At 58.0% G+C, this 15,785-nt stretch carries 14 protein-coding genes; 7 read left to right on the top strand and 7 right to left on the bottom strand.

Annotated features, from left to right (window positions below):
- Positions 1-342: 342 nt before the first annotated feature.
- From OGI63_RS06665 to OGI63_RS06655, 3 genes are read left to right on the top strand one after another with little or no spacing between them, the layout of a single operon-like run.
- Entirely contained in the window at positions 343-642 is a 300-nt protein-coding gene (locus OGI63_RS06665) for a WhiB family transcriptional regulator (protein ID WP_011743081.1), read from the top strand.
- Positions 643-675: 33 nt separating this feature from the next.
- Complete coding sequence (locus tag OGI63_RS06660) at positions 676-3,780, top strand: glycosyltransferase family 2 protein (RefSeq protein ID WP_011743082.1); 3,105 nt, start codon at positions 676-678, stop codon at positions 3,778-3,780.
- Positions 3,777-5,306: a DUF5719 family protein gene (locus tag OGI63_RS06655; protein WP_011743083.1), complete on the top strand. Its 1,530-nt coding sequence runs from the start codon at positions 3,777-3,779 to the stop codon at positions 5,304-5,306. Before OGI63_RS06660 ends, OGI63_RS06655 begins: the two co-directional genes overlap by 4 nt.
- Before the next feature lie 3 nt (positions 5,307-5,309).
- Here the strand turns inward: OGI63_RS06655 and OGI63_RS06650 are convergent, their stop codons facing one another.
- Positions 5,310-5,771 carry a metallopeptidase family protein gene (locus tag OGI63_RS06650; protein ID WP_011743084.1) on the bottom strand — a complete coding sequence of 154 codons (462 nt, stop codon included), beginning with the start codon at positions 5,769-5,771 and terminating at the stop codon, positions 5,310-5,312.
- A 43-nt stretch (positions 5,772-5,814) separates the two neighbouring features.
- Here OGI63_RS06650 and OGI63_RS06645 point away from each other — a divergent pair, with 43 nt between their 5' ends.
- Together OGI63_RS06645 and OGI63_RS06640 are read left to right on the top strand one after the other, a co-directional pair.
- The gene (locus tag OGI63_RS06645; protein ID WP_011743085.1) at positions 5,815-6,621 is read left to right on the top strand and encodes an HAD-IIB family hydrolase; all 807 of its coding nucleotides are present in this window, start codon (positions 5,815-5,817) and stop codon (positions 6,619-6,621) included.
- A gap of 19 nt (positions 6,622-6,640) precedes the next feature.
- On the top strand, positions 6,641-7,348 hold the full coding sequence (locus tag OGI63_RS06640; RefSeq protein WP_041777496.1) for a ComF family protein: 708 nt from the start codon (positions 6,641-6,643) through the stop codon (positions 7,346-7,348).
- Positions 7,349-7,352: 4 nt separating this feature from the next.
- On the opposite strand, the gene OGI63_RS06635 is transcribed toward OGI63_RS06640, so the two are convergent.
- The 3 genes from OGI63_RS06635 to glgB are packed head-to-tail and all read right to left on the bottom strand — an operon-like array spanning position 7,353 to position 11,475.
- Positions 7,353-8,429: a sensor histidine kinase gene (locus OGI63_RS06635; protein WP_011743087.1), complete on the bottom strand. Its 1,077-nt coding sequence runs from the start codon at positions 8,427-8,429 to the stop codon at positions 7,353-7,355.
- Between the two features lie 52 nt (positions 8,430-8,481).
- Positions 8,482-9,204, bottom strand: coding sequence for a response regulator transcription factor (locus OGI63_RS06630; protein ID WP_011743088.1), 723 nt, complete (start codon positions 9,202-9,204; stop codon positions 8,482-8,484).
- Between the two features lie 15 nt (positions 9,205-9,219).
- Positions 9,220-11,475 carry a 1,4-alpha-glucan branching protein GlgB gene (gene glgB / locus OGI63_RS06625; RefSeq protein ID WP_011743089.1) on the bottom strand — a complete coding sequence of 752 codons (2,256 nt, stop codon included), beginning with the start codon at positions 11,473-11,475 and terminating at the stop codon, positions 9,220-9,222.
- 137 nt (positions 11,476-11,612) lie between these two features.
- Between glgB and OGI63_RS06620 the strand changes: the two genes are divergently transcribed.
- Positions 11,613-12,209: a CarD family transcriptional regulator gene (locus OGI63_RS06620; protein ID WP_011743090.1), complete on the top strand. Its 597-nt coding sequence runs from the start codon at positions 11,613-11,615 to the stop codon at positions 12,207-12,209.
- 10 nt (positions 12,210-12,219) lie between these two features.
- On the top strand, positions 12,220-12,696 hold the full coding sequence (gene ispF, locus OGI63_RS06615; protein ID WP_003809559.1) for a 2-C-methyl-D-erythritol 2,4-cyclodiphosphate synthase: 477 nt from the start codon (positions 12,220-12,222) through the stop codon (positions 12,694-12,696).
- 8 nt (positions 12,697-12,704) lie between these two features.
- Here ispF and OGI63_RS06610 read toward each other — a convergent pair whose 3' ends face one another.
- The 3 genes from OGI63_RS06610 to OGI63_RS06600 all read right to left on the bottom strand — a co-directional run bounded on the left by OGI63_RS06610 (position 12,705) and on the right by OGI63_RS06600 (position 15,675).
- The gene (locus OGI63_RS06610) at positions 12,705-13,541 is read right to left on the bottom strand and encodes a metal ABC transporter permease (protein WP_011743091.1); all 837 of its coding nucleotides are present in this window, start codon (positions 13,539-13,541) and stop codon (positions 12,705-12,707) included.
- A 2-nt stretch (positions 13,542-13,543) separates the two neighbouring features.
- Positions 13,544-14,407 carry an ABC transporter ATP-binding protein gene (locus tag OGI63_RS06605; RefSeq protein WP_011743092.1) on the bottom strand — a complete coding sequence of 288 codons (864 nt, stop codon included), beginning with the start codon at positions 14,405-14,407 and terminating at the stop codon, positions 13,544-13,546.
- A 200-nt stretch (positions 14,408-14,607) separates the two neighbouring features.
- Positions 14,608-15,675 carry a metal ABC transporter solute-binding protein, Zn/Mn family gene (locus tag OGI63_RS06600; RefSeq protein WP_011743093.1) on the bottom strand — a complete coding sequence of 356 codons (1,068 nt, stop codon included), beginning with the start codon at positions 15,673-15,675 and terminating at the stop codon, positions 14,608-14,610.
- Between the last annotated feature and the right edge of the window lie 110 nt (positions 15,676-15,785).

The following is a 15,785-nucleotide window of genomic DNA, read 5'->3' as shown; positions in this document are numbered from 1 at the left end:
TCCCAGGCTGTGACGTGGTTTCGCATCCTGAAGACCATTGATGTTAGGAAGCTTATTGCCGGTTGATGACGTTGCCACGGTGTTGCCTTCCTGATTGAGATGCGCGTTTGACGCAATGCTTTTAGAACCTACCACTATCCAAATGGGCAATTATAGGGTTAATGGCCGATTTTCACCGATTCTGCGACTGTAGACCCCAGATTGGGCTGAACTTTAGCATGGATTTTCTGAAATATAGGCATTGACACGGGGAAACTTGACAAAATTACATTGCGTGTGTGTAATTTGAAGCGGTGTGAAAGTATGCGCATAAAAGGTGCGCACACAATTATGGGAGGACTCATGTGGGGCGTGACTGATGAGTCTTCTGAGAATCCGCTTGCTGAACTGTGGGGTTTGTTCAAGCGGGATGATGACGTGTCTTGGCAGCACAAAGCGCTGTGCTCGCAGACCGATCCCGAAGCATTCTTCCCGGAAAAAGGCGGTTCCACCAGGGATGCGAAGAGGGTTTGCGCCCAGTGTGAAGTCCGTGAACAGTGCCTGGAATGGGCCATCGACCATGATGAGCGTTTCGGTATCTGGGGCGGTATGAGCGAGCGTGAGCGTCGTCGCTACAAAAAAGAGCACAAGGAACGGGCTTGAAGGCATGGTGCGTCCCGTGCGTACACTTAAATTATGAATTCTAACGCCAGCAGCGATATCCAGACAATCGTGACCGATGTGCTGAACAGCAGACCGTATACGCATCGGCAGGACGTCGATATGTCCGTGGCTGCGGTGATCACCGCGCAGCATGACCTTCGATTCCTCGCTTCTACCGTTGGAGCGGTGCTTGCGCAGCGCATGCTTCCAGGAATGATCGTTATCGCCGATTGCACGGGGCAGATCGAGCAGCCCATGCAGATGACCTTCGATGTCATTCACTCATCACAGGATGTGCTTACGGAAGTGCCGGAAGCCAAAACGGTGAGGGTCATTCTGGTGGGAGTGAAGCAGGCGGCGTCCTTCATGGACGCTGTAACGCGTGCGATGGATCAGATCGGCATTGATGCCGGCATCCGCGCGTTGTGGACCTTGCATGACGATTCGCGGCCGGCGGATGACCGGTGCTTCGAGACGTTGCTGGATGCGTGGAGAAACACGCCGACAGCCGCGCTGCTCGGTGCCAAGCAGTTGGATTGGCAGGCGAAGAACCTGCACAATGTGGGTTTGTATGCCGGGCACCATGATGTCGTTTCCTTGGTGGTCGACGGCGAGCCTGACCAGGAGCAATATGACGGGCGTCAGGATGTGCTGTCGGTCTCCCTATCGGGCGCGTTGGTGCCGTTGGCTACGTTGCGTGCGTTCGAAGGGGCTGACCCCTGGTTCGGCACCTTCGCGGAATCCACGGACCTGTGCCGCCGCATATGTCTTGGCGGTGGGCGTGTCGTAGTGGTTCCCCAGGCTCGCATCGCCCACAGAAGAGCCCGATTCGAAGGAATCCGTTCCAAGAACGGGCGCCCTGTGGAAGACGAGGACGGTCGCATCGATCCGTATCTTGCCGTACGCGAGGCGAATGCCAAATACGCGTACACTGACATGCACCGTTCATGGTGGCCGTTGCTTTGGCTGTGGTCCATCATCCAGTCGTTGGGATTGGCCGTGCTTTGCTTGGCGCGCAAACAGCCGTATCATGCATGCTGCGAGCTGGCGATGCCGTGGCGTGCGCTGCTGCGTCTGCGGGGTGCTTGGCGCGCCCGTGCGCGGTTACGCAGGCAAAGCAAGGTCACGCTTAAATCGCTATCCACGCTGTCTGCGAATCATCGGCAGGTCAGGGAATGGCTCGACCGTCGCCGTGCGTTGCGCGACCAGAGGGATGTCGTGCTGCTCAGTCCTCTTGAGAAGGACCATCTGCGTAAACGGTTGCTGCGTAGATGGGGATTGGCCTTCGGCGCGGCGCTGATTGCCGGCATATGGATAGTCGTGCTGTATTGGGACGTGCTTCGTTCCGTATGTTCGGGTGCGTCGATGTATTCCGCACAGCTGTTGCCCACGGGCGCGAGCTTCACCCAGTTGCTTCATACCGCGACCACGTCATGGTCGTATGCCTCAGGCACGGGCATCAGTGCGCCTAACGCGCCATGGCTGTTGGTGCTTGCGCTGGCGTCGGTGCTCACTGGTGGACATGTTGCCGGAGCTGTCGGACTGATGTTCTTCCTTGCAGCCCCGCTCATGGTGTTTTCCTTCTGGGCGCTGGCCGGCATCTTCACCCGCTCGGATGCGGTGCGCTGCGTGGTCGCGTTGGCGTGGTTCGCGTTGGCGTTGTCCATGGGACTTTATGATGACGCGGATGTCACGATGCTGACGGTCATGGTGTTTCTTCCGGCCGCTTTCGCCTTCTCGTTCCGTGCGGTCGGCATGTATCGGACGGAGGATCTGGTCAATCCCCACGCGTCGGTCCAGGCGGCGGCGGTTGCGGCGCTGTGTTTCATTCCGGTCGTCGCCGCGCAGCCGCAGTTGTTGCTGCCGCTGATGCTCACCTTCCTGGGATTCCTGCTGTTCGTCCGCTCCCATAAGCCCGCGTTGCTTCTGATTCCGCTTCCGGCGGCGTTCGTATGCGCGCCGACGTTGGTCAATGCCGTTCGTTTCACTTCCGACGGTACATGGCGTCAGCTGTTCGGCAGCGTCATGCTGCCCTCCTCCGCGTATGATGGCAAACCGGTCGTCGCGAATCTGTCCGATCTGTTGCTGCGGGTGTTCGGCATCGGCGCCGACGGTGGTGCATGGCGGTATGTGGCGGTTTCCATACTGGCGTTGATCGTATTGCTGGCCGCGGTGTCATTGGTGTTGCCTTTCGTGCTGCGCGTGTCCCGTATGATGTGGGTCGCCGTGTTCGCGGGATTGGCGACGGCCTTGCTGTCCGCGGCGATTGCGGTGGCCGTCGATGTGGATGGTCCGGTCTCCGGTTCCATGCTTCCGGGAACCACATATGCGATGATGGGCTTGCTCGCCTGCATCTGCATGATGTCGGGCGGCGCGGTTCGACGTTTCGTCATGCTGAGACAGCATGAGAAGACCGGCGCCGTCGAAATCGAAGGACGCGGCTCGAAGGCAGTGTCGATTGCCTCGCATGTGGGTCGTGCCGTATTGGTTTGCCTGCTGGCCGTCTCCGTCGTGGCCTGTGCGGGATTCAACTATGTCGAATGCGATCACAGCCAGGTAAAGACCAGCGATGCTGGACTGCCGATGGTGGCGACCGATTTCCTTGGGCAGGATGATGCACGTCGCGTGCTTGCCTTGCGTGCCGATAGCGCCGAGTCGGTCAGCTACAGTGTGATGCGTACCGGTCGTGGCGACTTGATTGACAGCTCTCCCGCGCAACGCGTCGAAGTGGTTTCGGGACGTTCCGACGGGTCCAGCAGAACCATTGCGCAGGATTGCGCCCAGTTGCTGGCCAATGCCGATTCCGATGCCATCAACGAGCTTGGCAAGTTGGGTTTCGGCGGCATTTACGTTATCAAGCAGAACGGCGACAAAGCGCAGCGAGAGGCCTCGAACCAGCTCAATTCGAACATTGGAGCCTCCGACGGGACACAGAATGTCGTCAGTCTGGATAATGGCACGTATTATCGTTTGACGGTTCAGGATCTATCCAAGCAGCATATCGATCGAAGCGGGCTTGATAAGGCCGGCTCAAGTGTGTGGCGTCGTTCATGGCTGTGGTGCATGGGCGTCGTTCTTGTAGCGTATTGCCTGGTGGCGCTTCCGCGCATTCGTCGTCAGGGTCTGGAGGAAGCATGAGCAGACATTCTCGTCCCAATACGCCTTTGCGTATTGCGCTTGCCGTAATCTCAGTGTTGCTCATCGTGGTCCTGATGGCCGTGACGCTCATATACCGGCCATCATGGCTGCATGCGGACACGCCCACGGTGGAACGCTCCTCGGTGGGTCGTACCGTCAGCCCCCGGCAGCGGCAGACGTACTGCCCGTCTCGCATGACCATTGCCGATACCGATGCCTATGGAGATAGCGAATACCAGGCATCCAACGGCAATATCGCGTCTTCCGCGAGATACGCCGCCTTCGGTTCGGTGTTCCATTCATCCGTCGCCTCGATGGGAGCCGACATGACGGCATCCGTGTCGATGCTGGACAAAAAAGACGACTCGTCCGATGACATCTTTGTGGCTTCCGGCAATGTCGATGACGGCTCTCGATTGCAAGACACGCGTCTGCTGACGGCTTCGAACGGTACCGGCGCGGTTTCCTCAGTGATGTCATGGGCCACGGACGGTGATTTGAAGGGCGTATCAGCAGCCTCCTGCGTCGTGCCGGCGCTGAAACAGGCGTTCCTGCTTTCCGGTACGAAGACCGGCTTGACGCAACAGCTTGTTGTGGCCAATCCCTCCGCCAAGGACACATCGGTGACCATCAGAATCTGGGGCTCCGACAAATCCGGCGCGCTGGCGCTCTCCACCGGATCGACGCTGACCGTGGCCTCAGGCAAGGAAACGGTACTGAATCTTTCCGCAGCTGCTTCCGGCCAAGACGCGCTGTATGCCACGGTGACTGGAACTGACACTCCTGTGGCCGCAATCGTCCGCACCGTCTCCATGGACGGATTGACCCCAAAGGGATCGGATTATGCGCTTCCGAATAACGCTTTCGCGAAATCTCTGGCCCTCTACGGCTTGAATGGCGGAGACCATGCGACACTGTACCTGTATACGTCCCGCAAAACGGATGTCACCGTATCCTGGATTGACTCCAAGGGGGCGCAGCAGACCAATCAGCAGGAGCTGAAGGCGAACCGCGCGTCCGCCATCGATCTTGGAGACGTTCCAAAATCCGCTACCGGCATCGCCATAGCCGCTTCCGAACCGGTGTCTGCCACGGCGAAGATTTCAGACGATGGCCCCGATGGACAATCCGATTTCGCCCTAGTCAATGCGTCCGCTCCGGCGAAGATCTCCGCCATCGCGGTTCCTGACCAATCCACCGCGACGGTAGGCTTCGTCAACACCGCGGATGAGGATCGGACAGCGATCATGACGGCTTACGACACGGACGGCAAACAAGTGGACAGGCGTGAAATCGCCATCCGTCCCTCGGCTTCGACGTCGGTGCGCATCGCCGATATTAATGATGGCGATGTCGCCGCCATCCGTTTGAAGGATCCCGCCCAAGCCGTGGTCTGGAATCTTCGTGTCGGACAGAAAGATGTGTCCGGTGCGAAACTCGCCGGACTTGCCATCATCGGCGCCGTCGATTTGAAGGAGGCCAGAGAGCAGATCTGGGCGAATCAGGATATGACTGTTGTCCGTTGAAAGTCACATGCCCCAATCAGGATCTATTTCTTCCGGACGGCGTCCGTAGATTTCCGCCAGACGTGAGACCACCTCGTCCCTGATTGCGAATTGCAGGTCCATACGGTTACGGGCATGCGATTGCAGCGGCATGCGGTACAGCACGATACGGGGTGGAATGCCGTGTCCGGCGGGGAATGACTGCGATCCAAGATGCGGAACGTCCTCCCAAGGCGCGGGATCGGATGGCGGAACATCCTCCACAGCGAATTGGACCGGAGCTATGAGTTCAGGCCATGCCCCGTTGAGTCTGCGGATTTGCGCCACCAGCATATCGTCGAACATACCGCTTCTGGTACGGTACCGGGGCAGTCTGGTACCAAACATGGGCGTACGCGTGCCACGTCCATGGCGGTTGCGGTATATCGGGGTCTCCCAAGGCATCTGTTGCATGGTTTCTACCTTATCAGGGCTTATTCGAAACATGCGATACCATGGTATGGGCTGCTCGACAAGGGGAGAAATGATCATGGCGGATATTTCCGTACCTTATTGGAACATCGTTGATGTCAACATGTTGTGCGAAGGCGCGCGGCTGATTGGGTTTGACCTCGACAACACGTTGGCGCGGTCCAAGAAACCTATGAAAGCGGACATGGCCGAATGCTTCTCTGCATTGACATCATTGATTGACGTCGCGGTGATCACCGGCGGCAAATACTCGTTGCTGCAAAGTCAGGTGGTGGACAGGCTGTCCGACCATGCCGACAAGTCGAAACTTCACCTCATGCCGACCAGCGGAACCCGCTACTACCGGTGGGACGGGCAACGGTGGGGGAAAGTGTTCTCCCACGATCTAAGCGACGAGGACCGTGCCAAGGCGAAGGAATCGCTGGAACGGAATGCTCGTGAGCAGGGCATTTGGGCCACTCATGTCTGGGGCGAGCGCATCGAGGACAGAGGCAGTCAGATCACCTTTTCCGCATTGGGGCAGCTTGCCCCCGTCGAGGCCAAGGAGGCATGGGACCCCACCAACGAGAAGAAGAACCGATTGGCCTGTGCGGTTGCTGCCGAACTACCGAATCTTGAAGTAAGACCTGGAGGCTCCAGCAGTGTTGATATCTCACAGCGTGGCGTCGATAAGTCGTTCGCCGTCCGTGAACTCGCGGATATTCTCGATATCGAGGTCGGTCAGATCGTGTTCATCGGAGACCGGATGGAACCCAACGGCAATGATTATCCCGCGGCGAAGGCCGGCACAAGGGCTGTCAAAGTGAACGGTCCCGCGGATACCGTGAAATTATGCGGCGAGATTATCGCCAGATTGTCCCGATGACGGAGCCGGTGTGAATCTGATGGCGGGCTCATTCGCGCATATGGCGAATCTGTTGTTCCCACGAGGCTGTGCGGGATGCGACAAGCCTGATGACGTGTTGTGCGATGCCTGTCTTGCGTCATTCGACTGCGAACTGTCCCAGCCATTGGAAACGGCTGAGATGGGTCGATGGTTCGCGTGCGGATGGTATCGGGGTGCCGCCAGACAGTCGATTCTGGCATGGAAAGACCACGGAGACGAGGAATGCGACCGTCCGTTCTCGGATGCGTTGTGCAGGCTTGCGGAACGCGCCGGTGTGATTGATGCCATGGATGGCGTTCGTGAGATCTGCGATACCATACTGGTCGTTCCCGCGCCGTCGTCGATTGCTTCCATGCGTCAGCGCGGACGACGGCACATGATGCCGCTGGCAAAACGGTTGTCGGCGTTTCTACGGTGCCGGACAGGTTTCCGCGTACAGGTATGCGATGCGTTGACGAACAAAGGAATCAAAGGCAAATCCGTCGAGACCAAGGGCACGGAACAGAGGGCGCAACGCCTTAAGGGGCATGTCATGGTTCGTCCGGGCGTCACCCTTCAAAACAAGGCGGTGATTCTGGTGGATGACATCGTCACCTCTGGAGCCACCATGCGTCGTTGTGTTGACGCTCTAACTTCACAGGGAGCTTTGGTCATTACCGTGCTGGCGTTGGCACACACTCCGGCCGGCAGACCTTTGGCGGCGTAAATCGTCACTCGTCATCGGAAATGTGATATTTCGGCAAAGTGATTTCGAAATCGGCGCCGCGCGGATCATCCACCACTCGTACCGTGCCGCCATGCAATTGCGCCGCCCATCGGGCGATTGACAGTCCAAGACCGGTTCCTCCCGATTCGGTACCCGGTCCCGTCTTGCCTTTGACGAATCGACGGAAGATATCGGACCGCGCTTCTTGGGGAATCTGCGAGCCGAAGTTGACGACATTCGTCACAATCGTGCCGAAATCCTTGTTTTCATGCGCTTCGATGAGCACCGCGGTATTGTCTGCGGAGTGTTTGAGCGCATTGGCGATGATATTGGTGAACAACTGGCGCAGACGATCCTGATCGCCTTCCATTTCGATGTCGTCGGGCACGTGGATTTCGATATTGTGGGCATGCCCGGCATCGGCGATTTCCAACGGTTCCACGGTTTCGTCGATGAAATCCGCGAAATTGAATTTATCGATCTGCAGGCTCGCCGCACCGGCTTCCATGCGGGACAAATCAAGCAGAAACGCGATCAGATCCGACAAACGGTGCGTTTGGTTGAGAATGCTTTCCAGATTCGATGGGGTCGGTTCCACAACGCCGTCGGCCATGTTCTCGACCATGGCCTGCAACGCGGATACAGGCGTACGTAGCTCGTGGCTCACATTGGCCACCATGTCCCGTCTCATCTGGTCGGCATGCTGCAGTTCCTCCGCCATCTCATTGAAAGACAAAGCCAGCTGTCCGACCTCGTCGCGGCTGTTGGCATCGACATGCACCCGGACGGTGTAGTCGCCGTCCGCCATAGCCTCCGCGGCATCCCGCATCTCGCGCAGGGGAGAGGTGAGTCCCCTAGAGAAGAAATAGGTGATGCCCAAAGCCACGGCAAGGGTGATCGGCATGGCTATCCACAGGCTCAATCCGACTTTGAGCAGGAACCAAGCCATGATGAACGCGATGATGGTGGAAATGGTGATCAGCACGCTCAATTCCATTTTGAGCGAAGAGAACAAACCAATAGGGCGTTCGGTATCCAACGGATTGACCGAACGCCCTGGTTTTGAATCAGTGGTACGCATACCACCAAATCTTAGCGCATCATACTATTCTTCCGGATCTTAGCGCATCATACTATTCTTCCGGCGGTTCGAACGCGTAGCCTACGCCATGCACGGTTCGAATGGTCTTCGAACCCAGCTTGTGACGTAGCGCCTTGACATGCGAATCCACAGTACGGGTGCCGGACGCATCCACCCAATCCCACACTTCCTCGAGCAGCTTCTCGCGAGTGAGCACGGACTTCGGTTTGCGGGCCAAAGTGGCCAGCAAATCAAATTCCGTTGGGGTCAAATGCACCTGCTCCCCATTGACGGTGACGATACGCTGGGCCGGATCGATGACCAGAGAGCCGAAATCAAGCAGTTTCTCGTTTTCGGAGTTCTTGGCGATGACCTTCGCCCTGTCCACACGACGAAGCAGCGCCTTGCACCGGGCGATGAGCTCGCGCATGGAGAACGGCTTGGTCATGTAATCGTCGGCTCCGGCACCAAGACCGATGACCTTGTCGGCCTCGTCGTCTCGCGCCGTCAGAATCAGCACAGGCACAGGACGTTCAGCCACGATGCGCTTGGTGGCCTCAAGACCATCCATCACGGGCAGCATGATATCCATGATGACCAGATCCGGACGGAGCGTGGAAGCGGCCTGGACGGCGCTGGCGCCGTCGGAAGCCACGCGCGCGGTCCAACCCTCCGCAGTGATGCGCTGCGCGATGGCGGTGGCCAAGGTCGGTTCATCCTCGACCACCAGAACGGTACGTGGAATTACTGTGGATTGTGCTGATGAATTGAGCATAGCGTTCCGCCTTTCTCAGAGTTCCGGCTTCAAGAATACTGCTCCCAGTGCCGGAACGGTGATTTTCGCGGACCAATCACGGGAATGATACTCACCCTTGACCGCCTTGAAGGTGCCGTTGTGAATATCGGAACCGCCGTACTTCTTATCGTCCGTGGTCAGCACTTCGGTCCACTTGCCACCCTTGGTGAGCGGAACCTGGTAATCCTCCCATGCCTCGCCCGAGAAGTTCACGACAACGACCATCTGCTCGCCATCCTTGCCGATACGCACGAAGCTGAGCGTGTTATGGTCGGCGTCATCGCTGGTCAGCCATTGGAATCCGGCAGGATCGAAGTCCTGGCTCCACAATGCGGGAGACGCCTTGTACAGGGTGTTCAGGTCGGCGACGAGCTTCTGCACGCCACGGTGGTCAGGCCAATTGAGCACATCCCAATCCACCGAACCGTCATGATCCCATTCGCCGTACTGCGCCACCTCATTGCCCATGAAGGAGAGCTTCTTGCCCGGATGGGCCCACTGATAGGCGAACAGCGCGCGCACGCCGGCATAGCGCTGCCAGTCATCGCCCGGCATCTTGCCGAACAGCGAGCCCTTGCCGTACACGACCTCGTCGTGGCTGATCGGCAGCACATAATGCTCCGAGTATGCGTACACCATGGAGAAGGTGATCTCGTTGTGGTGCCACTTACGGTTGATCGGCTCCTCGTGCAGATACTGCAGGGTGTCGTGCATCCAACCCATGTTCCACTTGAGGCCGAAGCCCAAACCGCCGGCATCGGTCGGTGCGGTGATGCCGGGATACGCGGTGGATTCCTCGGCGATCATCATGATGCCCGGATTGTTCTTGTACGCGGTCGCCGTGGCTTCCTTGAGGAAGTCGATGGCCTCGAGGTTTTCTCGTCCACCGTAGATGTTCGGATGCCACTGGCCCGGCTTGCGGCTGTAATCCAAGTACAGCATCGAGGAGACCGCGTCCACGCGCAGCGCGTCGATATGGTACTCGTCCAGCCAGAAGCAGGCGTTGGCCACCAGGAAGTTGCGCACTTCGCGGCGTCCGAAATTGAACACGTAGGTGCCCCAATCCGGATGCTCGCCACGGGTCGGGTCCGGATCCTCGTACAGAGGCGTGCCATCGAATCTGCCAAGGGCGAACGCGTCCTTCGGGAAATGCGCCGGAACCCAGTCCATGATCACGCCGATGCCGGCCTCGTGCATCTTCTCGACGAGATACTTGAAGTCGTCAGGGCCGCCAAGGCGCGAATCAATCGCGTAATAGCCGGTTACCTGATAACCCCACGAGCCGGAGAAGGGATGCTCGGCCAGCGGCATGAATTCCACATGGGTGAAACCTTCCTTCTGGACGTAGGGGACCAGCTTGTCGGCCAGTTCGCGATAGTTCTTCACATCCTTGCGCCAGCTAGAGGCATGGACCTCGTAGATGCTGACCGGACCGTTGTGCGGGTCGGTCTTGGCTCGCTGGTCCATCCAGTTCTCGTCATGCCACGCATGGACGGAGTCGACGACGATGGAACCGGTGCGCGGCGGAATCTCATGCGAACGCTCCATCGGATCGGCCTTCATGACCCATTCGTTGTTGGCGTTGAGGATCTCGTACTTGTAAATCGTTCCCGTTCCGACACCAGGAATGAACAGCTCCCAGACTCCAGAGGAGCCCAGTTCACGCATGGCGTGGGTGCGTCCGTTCCAGCCGTTGAAATCTCCCACCACACGTACCGCATGGGCATTCGGAGCCCACACGGTGAATGCGGTGCCCGCCAGCTGTTCGCCCTTGACGCCGTCATTGGAGCCCAACGGATCGTCATAGCGCAGCACGCGCGCTCCCAAAGCCTCCCAAAGGCGCTCATGGCGTCCCTCGCCAAACAGGTACATGTCCAAATCGCCGATGGTGGGCAGATAACGGTACGGGTCGTCGGACACCACGGTGGAACCGTCTTCATATTCGGTGCTGATGCGATAATCGGGCACGCCGAAGCCGTCATCGGTCTTGATGGCCGGAATGAGTGCCATGAAAACGCCATTGTGTTCATGCACCGCCTGGGTTCGGGCATTTTCGGTGATGATCGTCACGGATTTCGCCAACGGACGAAGCACGCGGATCGTGACGACATCCTCATGCTCGTCGGGACCGAGATGCCCGCCGAGCACCTCGTGTGGATTGTAGAACGTACCGTTGCTTACTGCATCCAGGTCGCCCTGTGCAACAGGAACGGCAACGCTATCTTCTTTGATCTTGGATTCTGTAGCCATGGGAAAAGTGTAAGCATGAAATGCTTGAAAATTGGCCCGTGTCGCGTCTTTTTTTGGTTTTTTGGCGGATTTTTAGGCAAGTCCAACCCTGATGGCACAATAATTCGGGTTTTGTGTAAGCTTTTCACGGAGGATTCATGGGTTACAAGGTCGGCGACATGGTCGTCTATCCGCGTCACGGCGCAGCGAAGGTGGAGGCCATCACCGAGCGAACGGTCAAGGGTGTGACCCGAGAATATCTGCAGCTGTCGGTGCTGTCGTCCGACGGGCTGGTCATCAATGTTCCGGTGGAGAACGCCAAGAAAGTGGGTGTCCGAGACATCGTCGGCGCCAAGGAGGTCGCGAAGGTCTTCGAGATTCTGCGTACTCCGATCATCGAAAAGGAAATGAACTGGTCCCGCCGGTACAAGCTGAACGTCGAGAAGATCGCCACCGGCGATGTGAATAAAATCGCCGAAGTCGTGCGAGACCTCGCCCAGCGTGATGTCGACGAGCATGGGCTGTCCGCCGGTGAGAAGCGCATGCTCACCAAGGCTCGCAGCATCCTGACTTCCGAGATCGCGTTGTCGGAGCATCTTGATGAGAATGAGGCCCAGCGTCTGCTTGACGTGAACCTTGGTTATGAACCGCCGCGCCCTGGCGACGAGGATCATCACACCGAAGCTCCTGAAGAGGCGGCCATGGACACTTTGGCGCGCGTCGAGGCGGAGAACAAGAAGTCCAAGAAGAAGTAAGGGAATTTCCATGCGTATCGGTCAGGGATTTGACGCCCATCGATTCGCGTCCCATGATGCAGGCAAGCCGTTATGGCTTGCCTGTTTGCGTTGGGATGGTGACGGCATCGAAGGCGATTCGGACGGTGATGTCGCAGCCCATGCGTTGATTGACGCGTTGCTTTCCGCAGCCGGATTGGGTGATATAGGCATGCTTTTCGGAGTCGGTTCCGATTCCGCCGGTGCCGGCAAACACGGCGACGAGATGCTCCGCGCGACGGTTGCGTATTTGCGTGCGCATGGCATGAGGCCGGTGAGCGCAAGCGTGGTCGTCGTGGCCAATCGTCCGAAAATCGGCAAGCGCCGTGACGAGGCGCAACAGGCGTTGAGCCATGCCATCGGCTGTGAAGTGTCGCTGACGGCCACCACTACCGACGGCATGGGATTCACCGGTTCGGGCGAGGGCATCGCGGCCATCGCCAGCGCCTTGGTGGAACCGATCGGCTGATACTTTCGCTACCTGCGGCGTGCCGATTCGATTATTTTGGCGACAATCCAGAACAGTGTGGAAATCGTCACGATGATGAAGCTCGGGGGAGCGGGGAACATGGCGGAAACCAACAGTCCACCCCAAATGGAGATCAAACAGATCACGGTGGAGACGACCATCGCGGCGAATGGGGACCGTGAGATGATGTTCGCAGTCGCGGCGGGCGTGACCACAAGAGCGAATATCAGCAACGTGCCCACGGCGGGCACCGCGATGGTGATCACACCGGCCATAATGGCCATGAAGCAGATGTTCATGAGATTCACCGGCACGCCTTTTGCCTGCGCCACCTGTTCATCAAGCGAGCTGAACAGCAGCGGTCGATAGATAACGGCCAAAACGGCCAGCAACAACACGTCGAAAACCGCAAACCCGACGATCTGCCCGTCCGTGATTGTCAGGATGGAGCCGAAAAGAATCGATTGCATCTGCTGCGAGGCGGAACTGGACAAGCGTGCGAAAAACAGACCCATGCCTGTGGCGAACGCCAATACGGTTCCTGTGGCGATTTCGCGTTGCGATGCCTTTTTGCCCAATGCGCCGATCACCAATGCTCCGCCGAGAGCGAACACGCCGAGACCGGCACTGACCGGCAGACTCAACAGCACGGCTCCGGTCGCTCCTGGCAGCCCGATGTGCGCCAGCGCATGCGCGGCGAACGTGGAATGACGGGCGATGGTGAAGTAACCCATCACTCCAGCGGCCAAGGCGATGCACAGGCCGGCGAGGAAAGCGTTTGTCATGAATGGCGCGGTCAGCGTGCCCATCCAATCCGGATCGAAGGAGAAAGCGGTTTCGTTCATGATCATGCCTCCTGCGAAATGCGGTTGTGTCGGTGGAATCTTGCGATTTCCTCCGGCGCGTGGGCGTCGACGTCAATGTCATCAGGCTCATCCTCGCTTGGAGTGACGAACATATCTCCTTGGGGAGTGGTGACCACCTGCACCGTGGTGCCATATAGATGGGTGAGCAGCTTCGAATCCAGCACCTCGTTCATCTTCGCATAATGCGGATGCCCGTCGAGCAGATATACGGCACCGGTGAGAATCGGCAGAAGCATGTTCAAATCGTGCGCCACTACTTGAATGGACATGCCGAGTTCTCGGTTGAGTTTGGCGAGCACGTGCACCGTGGCACGTTGGCTGGCCAGATCAAGATTGGCGAGCGGTTCATCCAACATGAGCAGTTGGGGGTCCGACACCAGCGCCTGCGCGATGGCGACGCGTTGCCGCAGGCCTCCCGAGAGCTCCGACAGCCGGTATCTCGCCTTGTCCTGCATGTCGACGAATTCCAGCGCATTGCGTACTTTGTCTTTTTGCAGGCGGGTGATGGGATGAATGCCGAACCTTGCCCCGGTCAGGCCAAGCAGCACCGACTGTTCGGCGGTGATGTTCGATTCGATGTCGGATGCGTAGCTCTGCGGCACATACCCTATACGGTGATTCATGGCGCCGGCCGGCTTGCCGAGTACGGTTATGCCGCCGTGGGCGATGGGAATCAATCCGAGTTCGGCTTTCATCATGGTGGTTTTCCCGGTTCCGTTGGTGCCGACGATGGCTGTCACCGAGCCTTGCGGGATACGGAAGGTGCCATGCTGCCAGATGATGTGTCCGCCGCGTGAGACCCCTGCGTCGTCGAATTCGATACAGAATGATGCCTTGTCGTGCATGGCTCGCTCCCTTGATAAGTCAACGATAGTATTCTCACAAACGGTGTTGACAATCATTCTCAATAAGAAGCATGCATGGACGATGAAAAGTCTCATGATGAATCCGCCTGGATCGTAACTGTTGCTGGGAAAAAGAATTCGCCGATGTCGGGGAATTGCTCGACATCGGCGAATCGGGGGGAGGGAGGATGGCCGTGGCTTTATTTACCAGGATCCGTCTGCCCTGTGTTGTCCGGCGTTGCGGCGTCGGAATCGGAGTCGGGATTGTCGCTCGACGGCTGCTCGCCATTCGATTCAGAGGGAGAGACGTCCGAATCTGATGATGTCGCATCATCTTTGGAGGAAACCGCCTCATTCATTTGCTTGATGAGCTGCGCGATCCATGAGATCAGGCTTTTGCTGTCGGCCGGCATCTGTTCCGTGACGTCGATGACCGGCACATCGGATTTGTGTGCGGTGCCGGTCAGAATATTTGTGGCATCCTCCGCCTTCTGAACATTGTTGATCAGCATATCCACTTGATGACCCTCCAGAATCTTCTGGAAGTCCTGGAGTTCCTTGGACGAGGGCTGAGAGCCTTCCGAGATGGACTGCGTGTAGCTTTCGGGAGTCTTATCGGATAGGCCCATGTCGCTGAGCAGATAATATGCGACCGGCTCGGTGGCTGCGTAGGAGACGTTCTTATGCGTATCGGAGAACTCTTTCATGCTTCTCTCGATTACCGTCTCGCGTCTGTTCCACGCCTTGAGTTTGTTTGTGAAATATTTCCTTTGCTTGGGCATGATGCGGCTGTAGGTGTCGGCAAGCTCCTTCGCCATGGCGTTGCGTGCGTCGCTGGAGAACCAGAGATGGGGATTGTCTCCCTCAACGGCTCCGACCATTTGCGCGGCCGAAACGGAAACGGTGTCTCTTTCCAGGTTTTTTGTGGCCCAGGAGTCGTATCCCGCTCCGTTGGACACGACGACCTGTGCCTTCTGCAGGGTGTCGACAGCAGTGGTCTTCGGTTCGAACGTGTGGGCGTCCTCTGTTGTGGAGGACAGAATCGAGGTGACTTTGACGTGCGCGCCGCCGATCTGCTCCGCCAGAGCCCCCCACTGGTTGACCGACGCCACCACGTTGATCGGGGTGGTCTGCTCCTTTGGTGCGTCGGGTGCCGTTGGTTGATTGGGCTCCGAAGAAGCGCCAAAGCAGGAAGCGGTGCCCAGCACAGTGCACAATGTGATTCCCGCGGCAAGGATGCGGAAAAATGGACGCTGGTGAGAGCGCATGTCGATTGCCTTCCTCTTGGGTCGTCCGTCGTTTCGGTCGTGTCCATCTCATATAGCACATGCGCGACTTACGACTGAAACCAAGATAGCCTACGATACTTGCAAATGCC

This window comes from Bifidobacterium sp. KRGSERBCFTRI, assembly GCF_025908335.1.
Note: the sequence above shows the minus strand (reverse complement) of the source record. Positions and strands in the feature narration are given on the sequence as shown.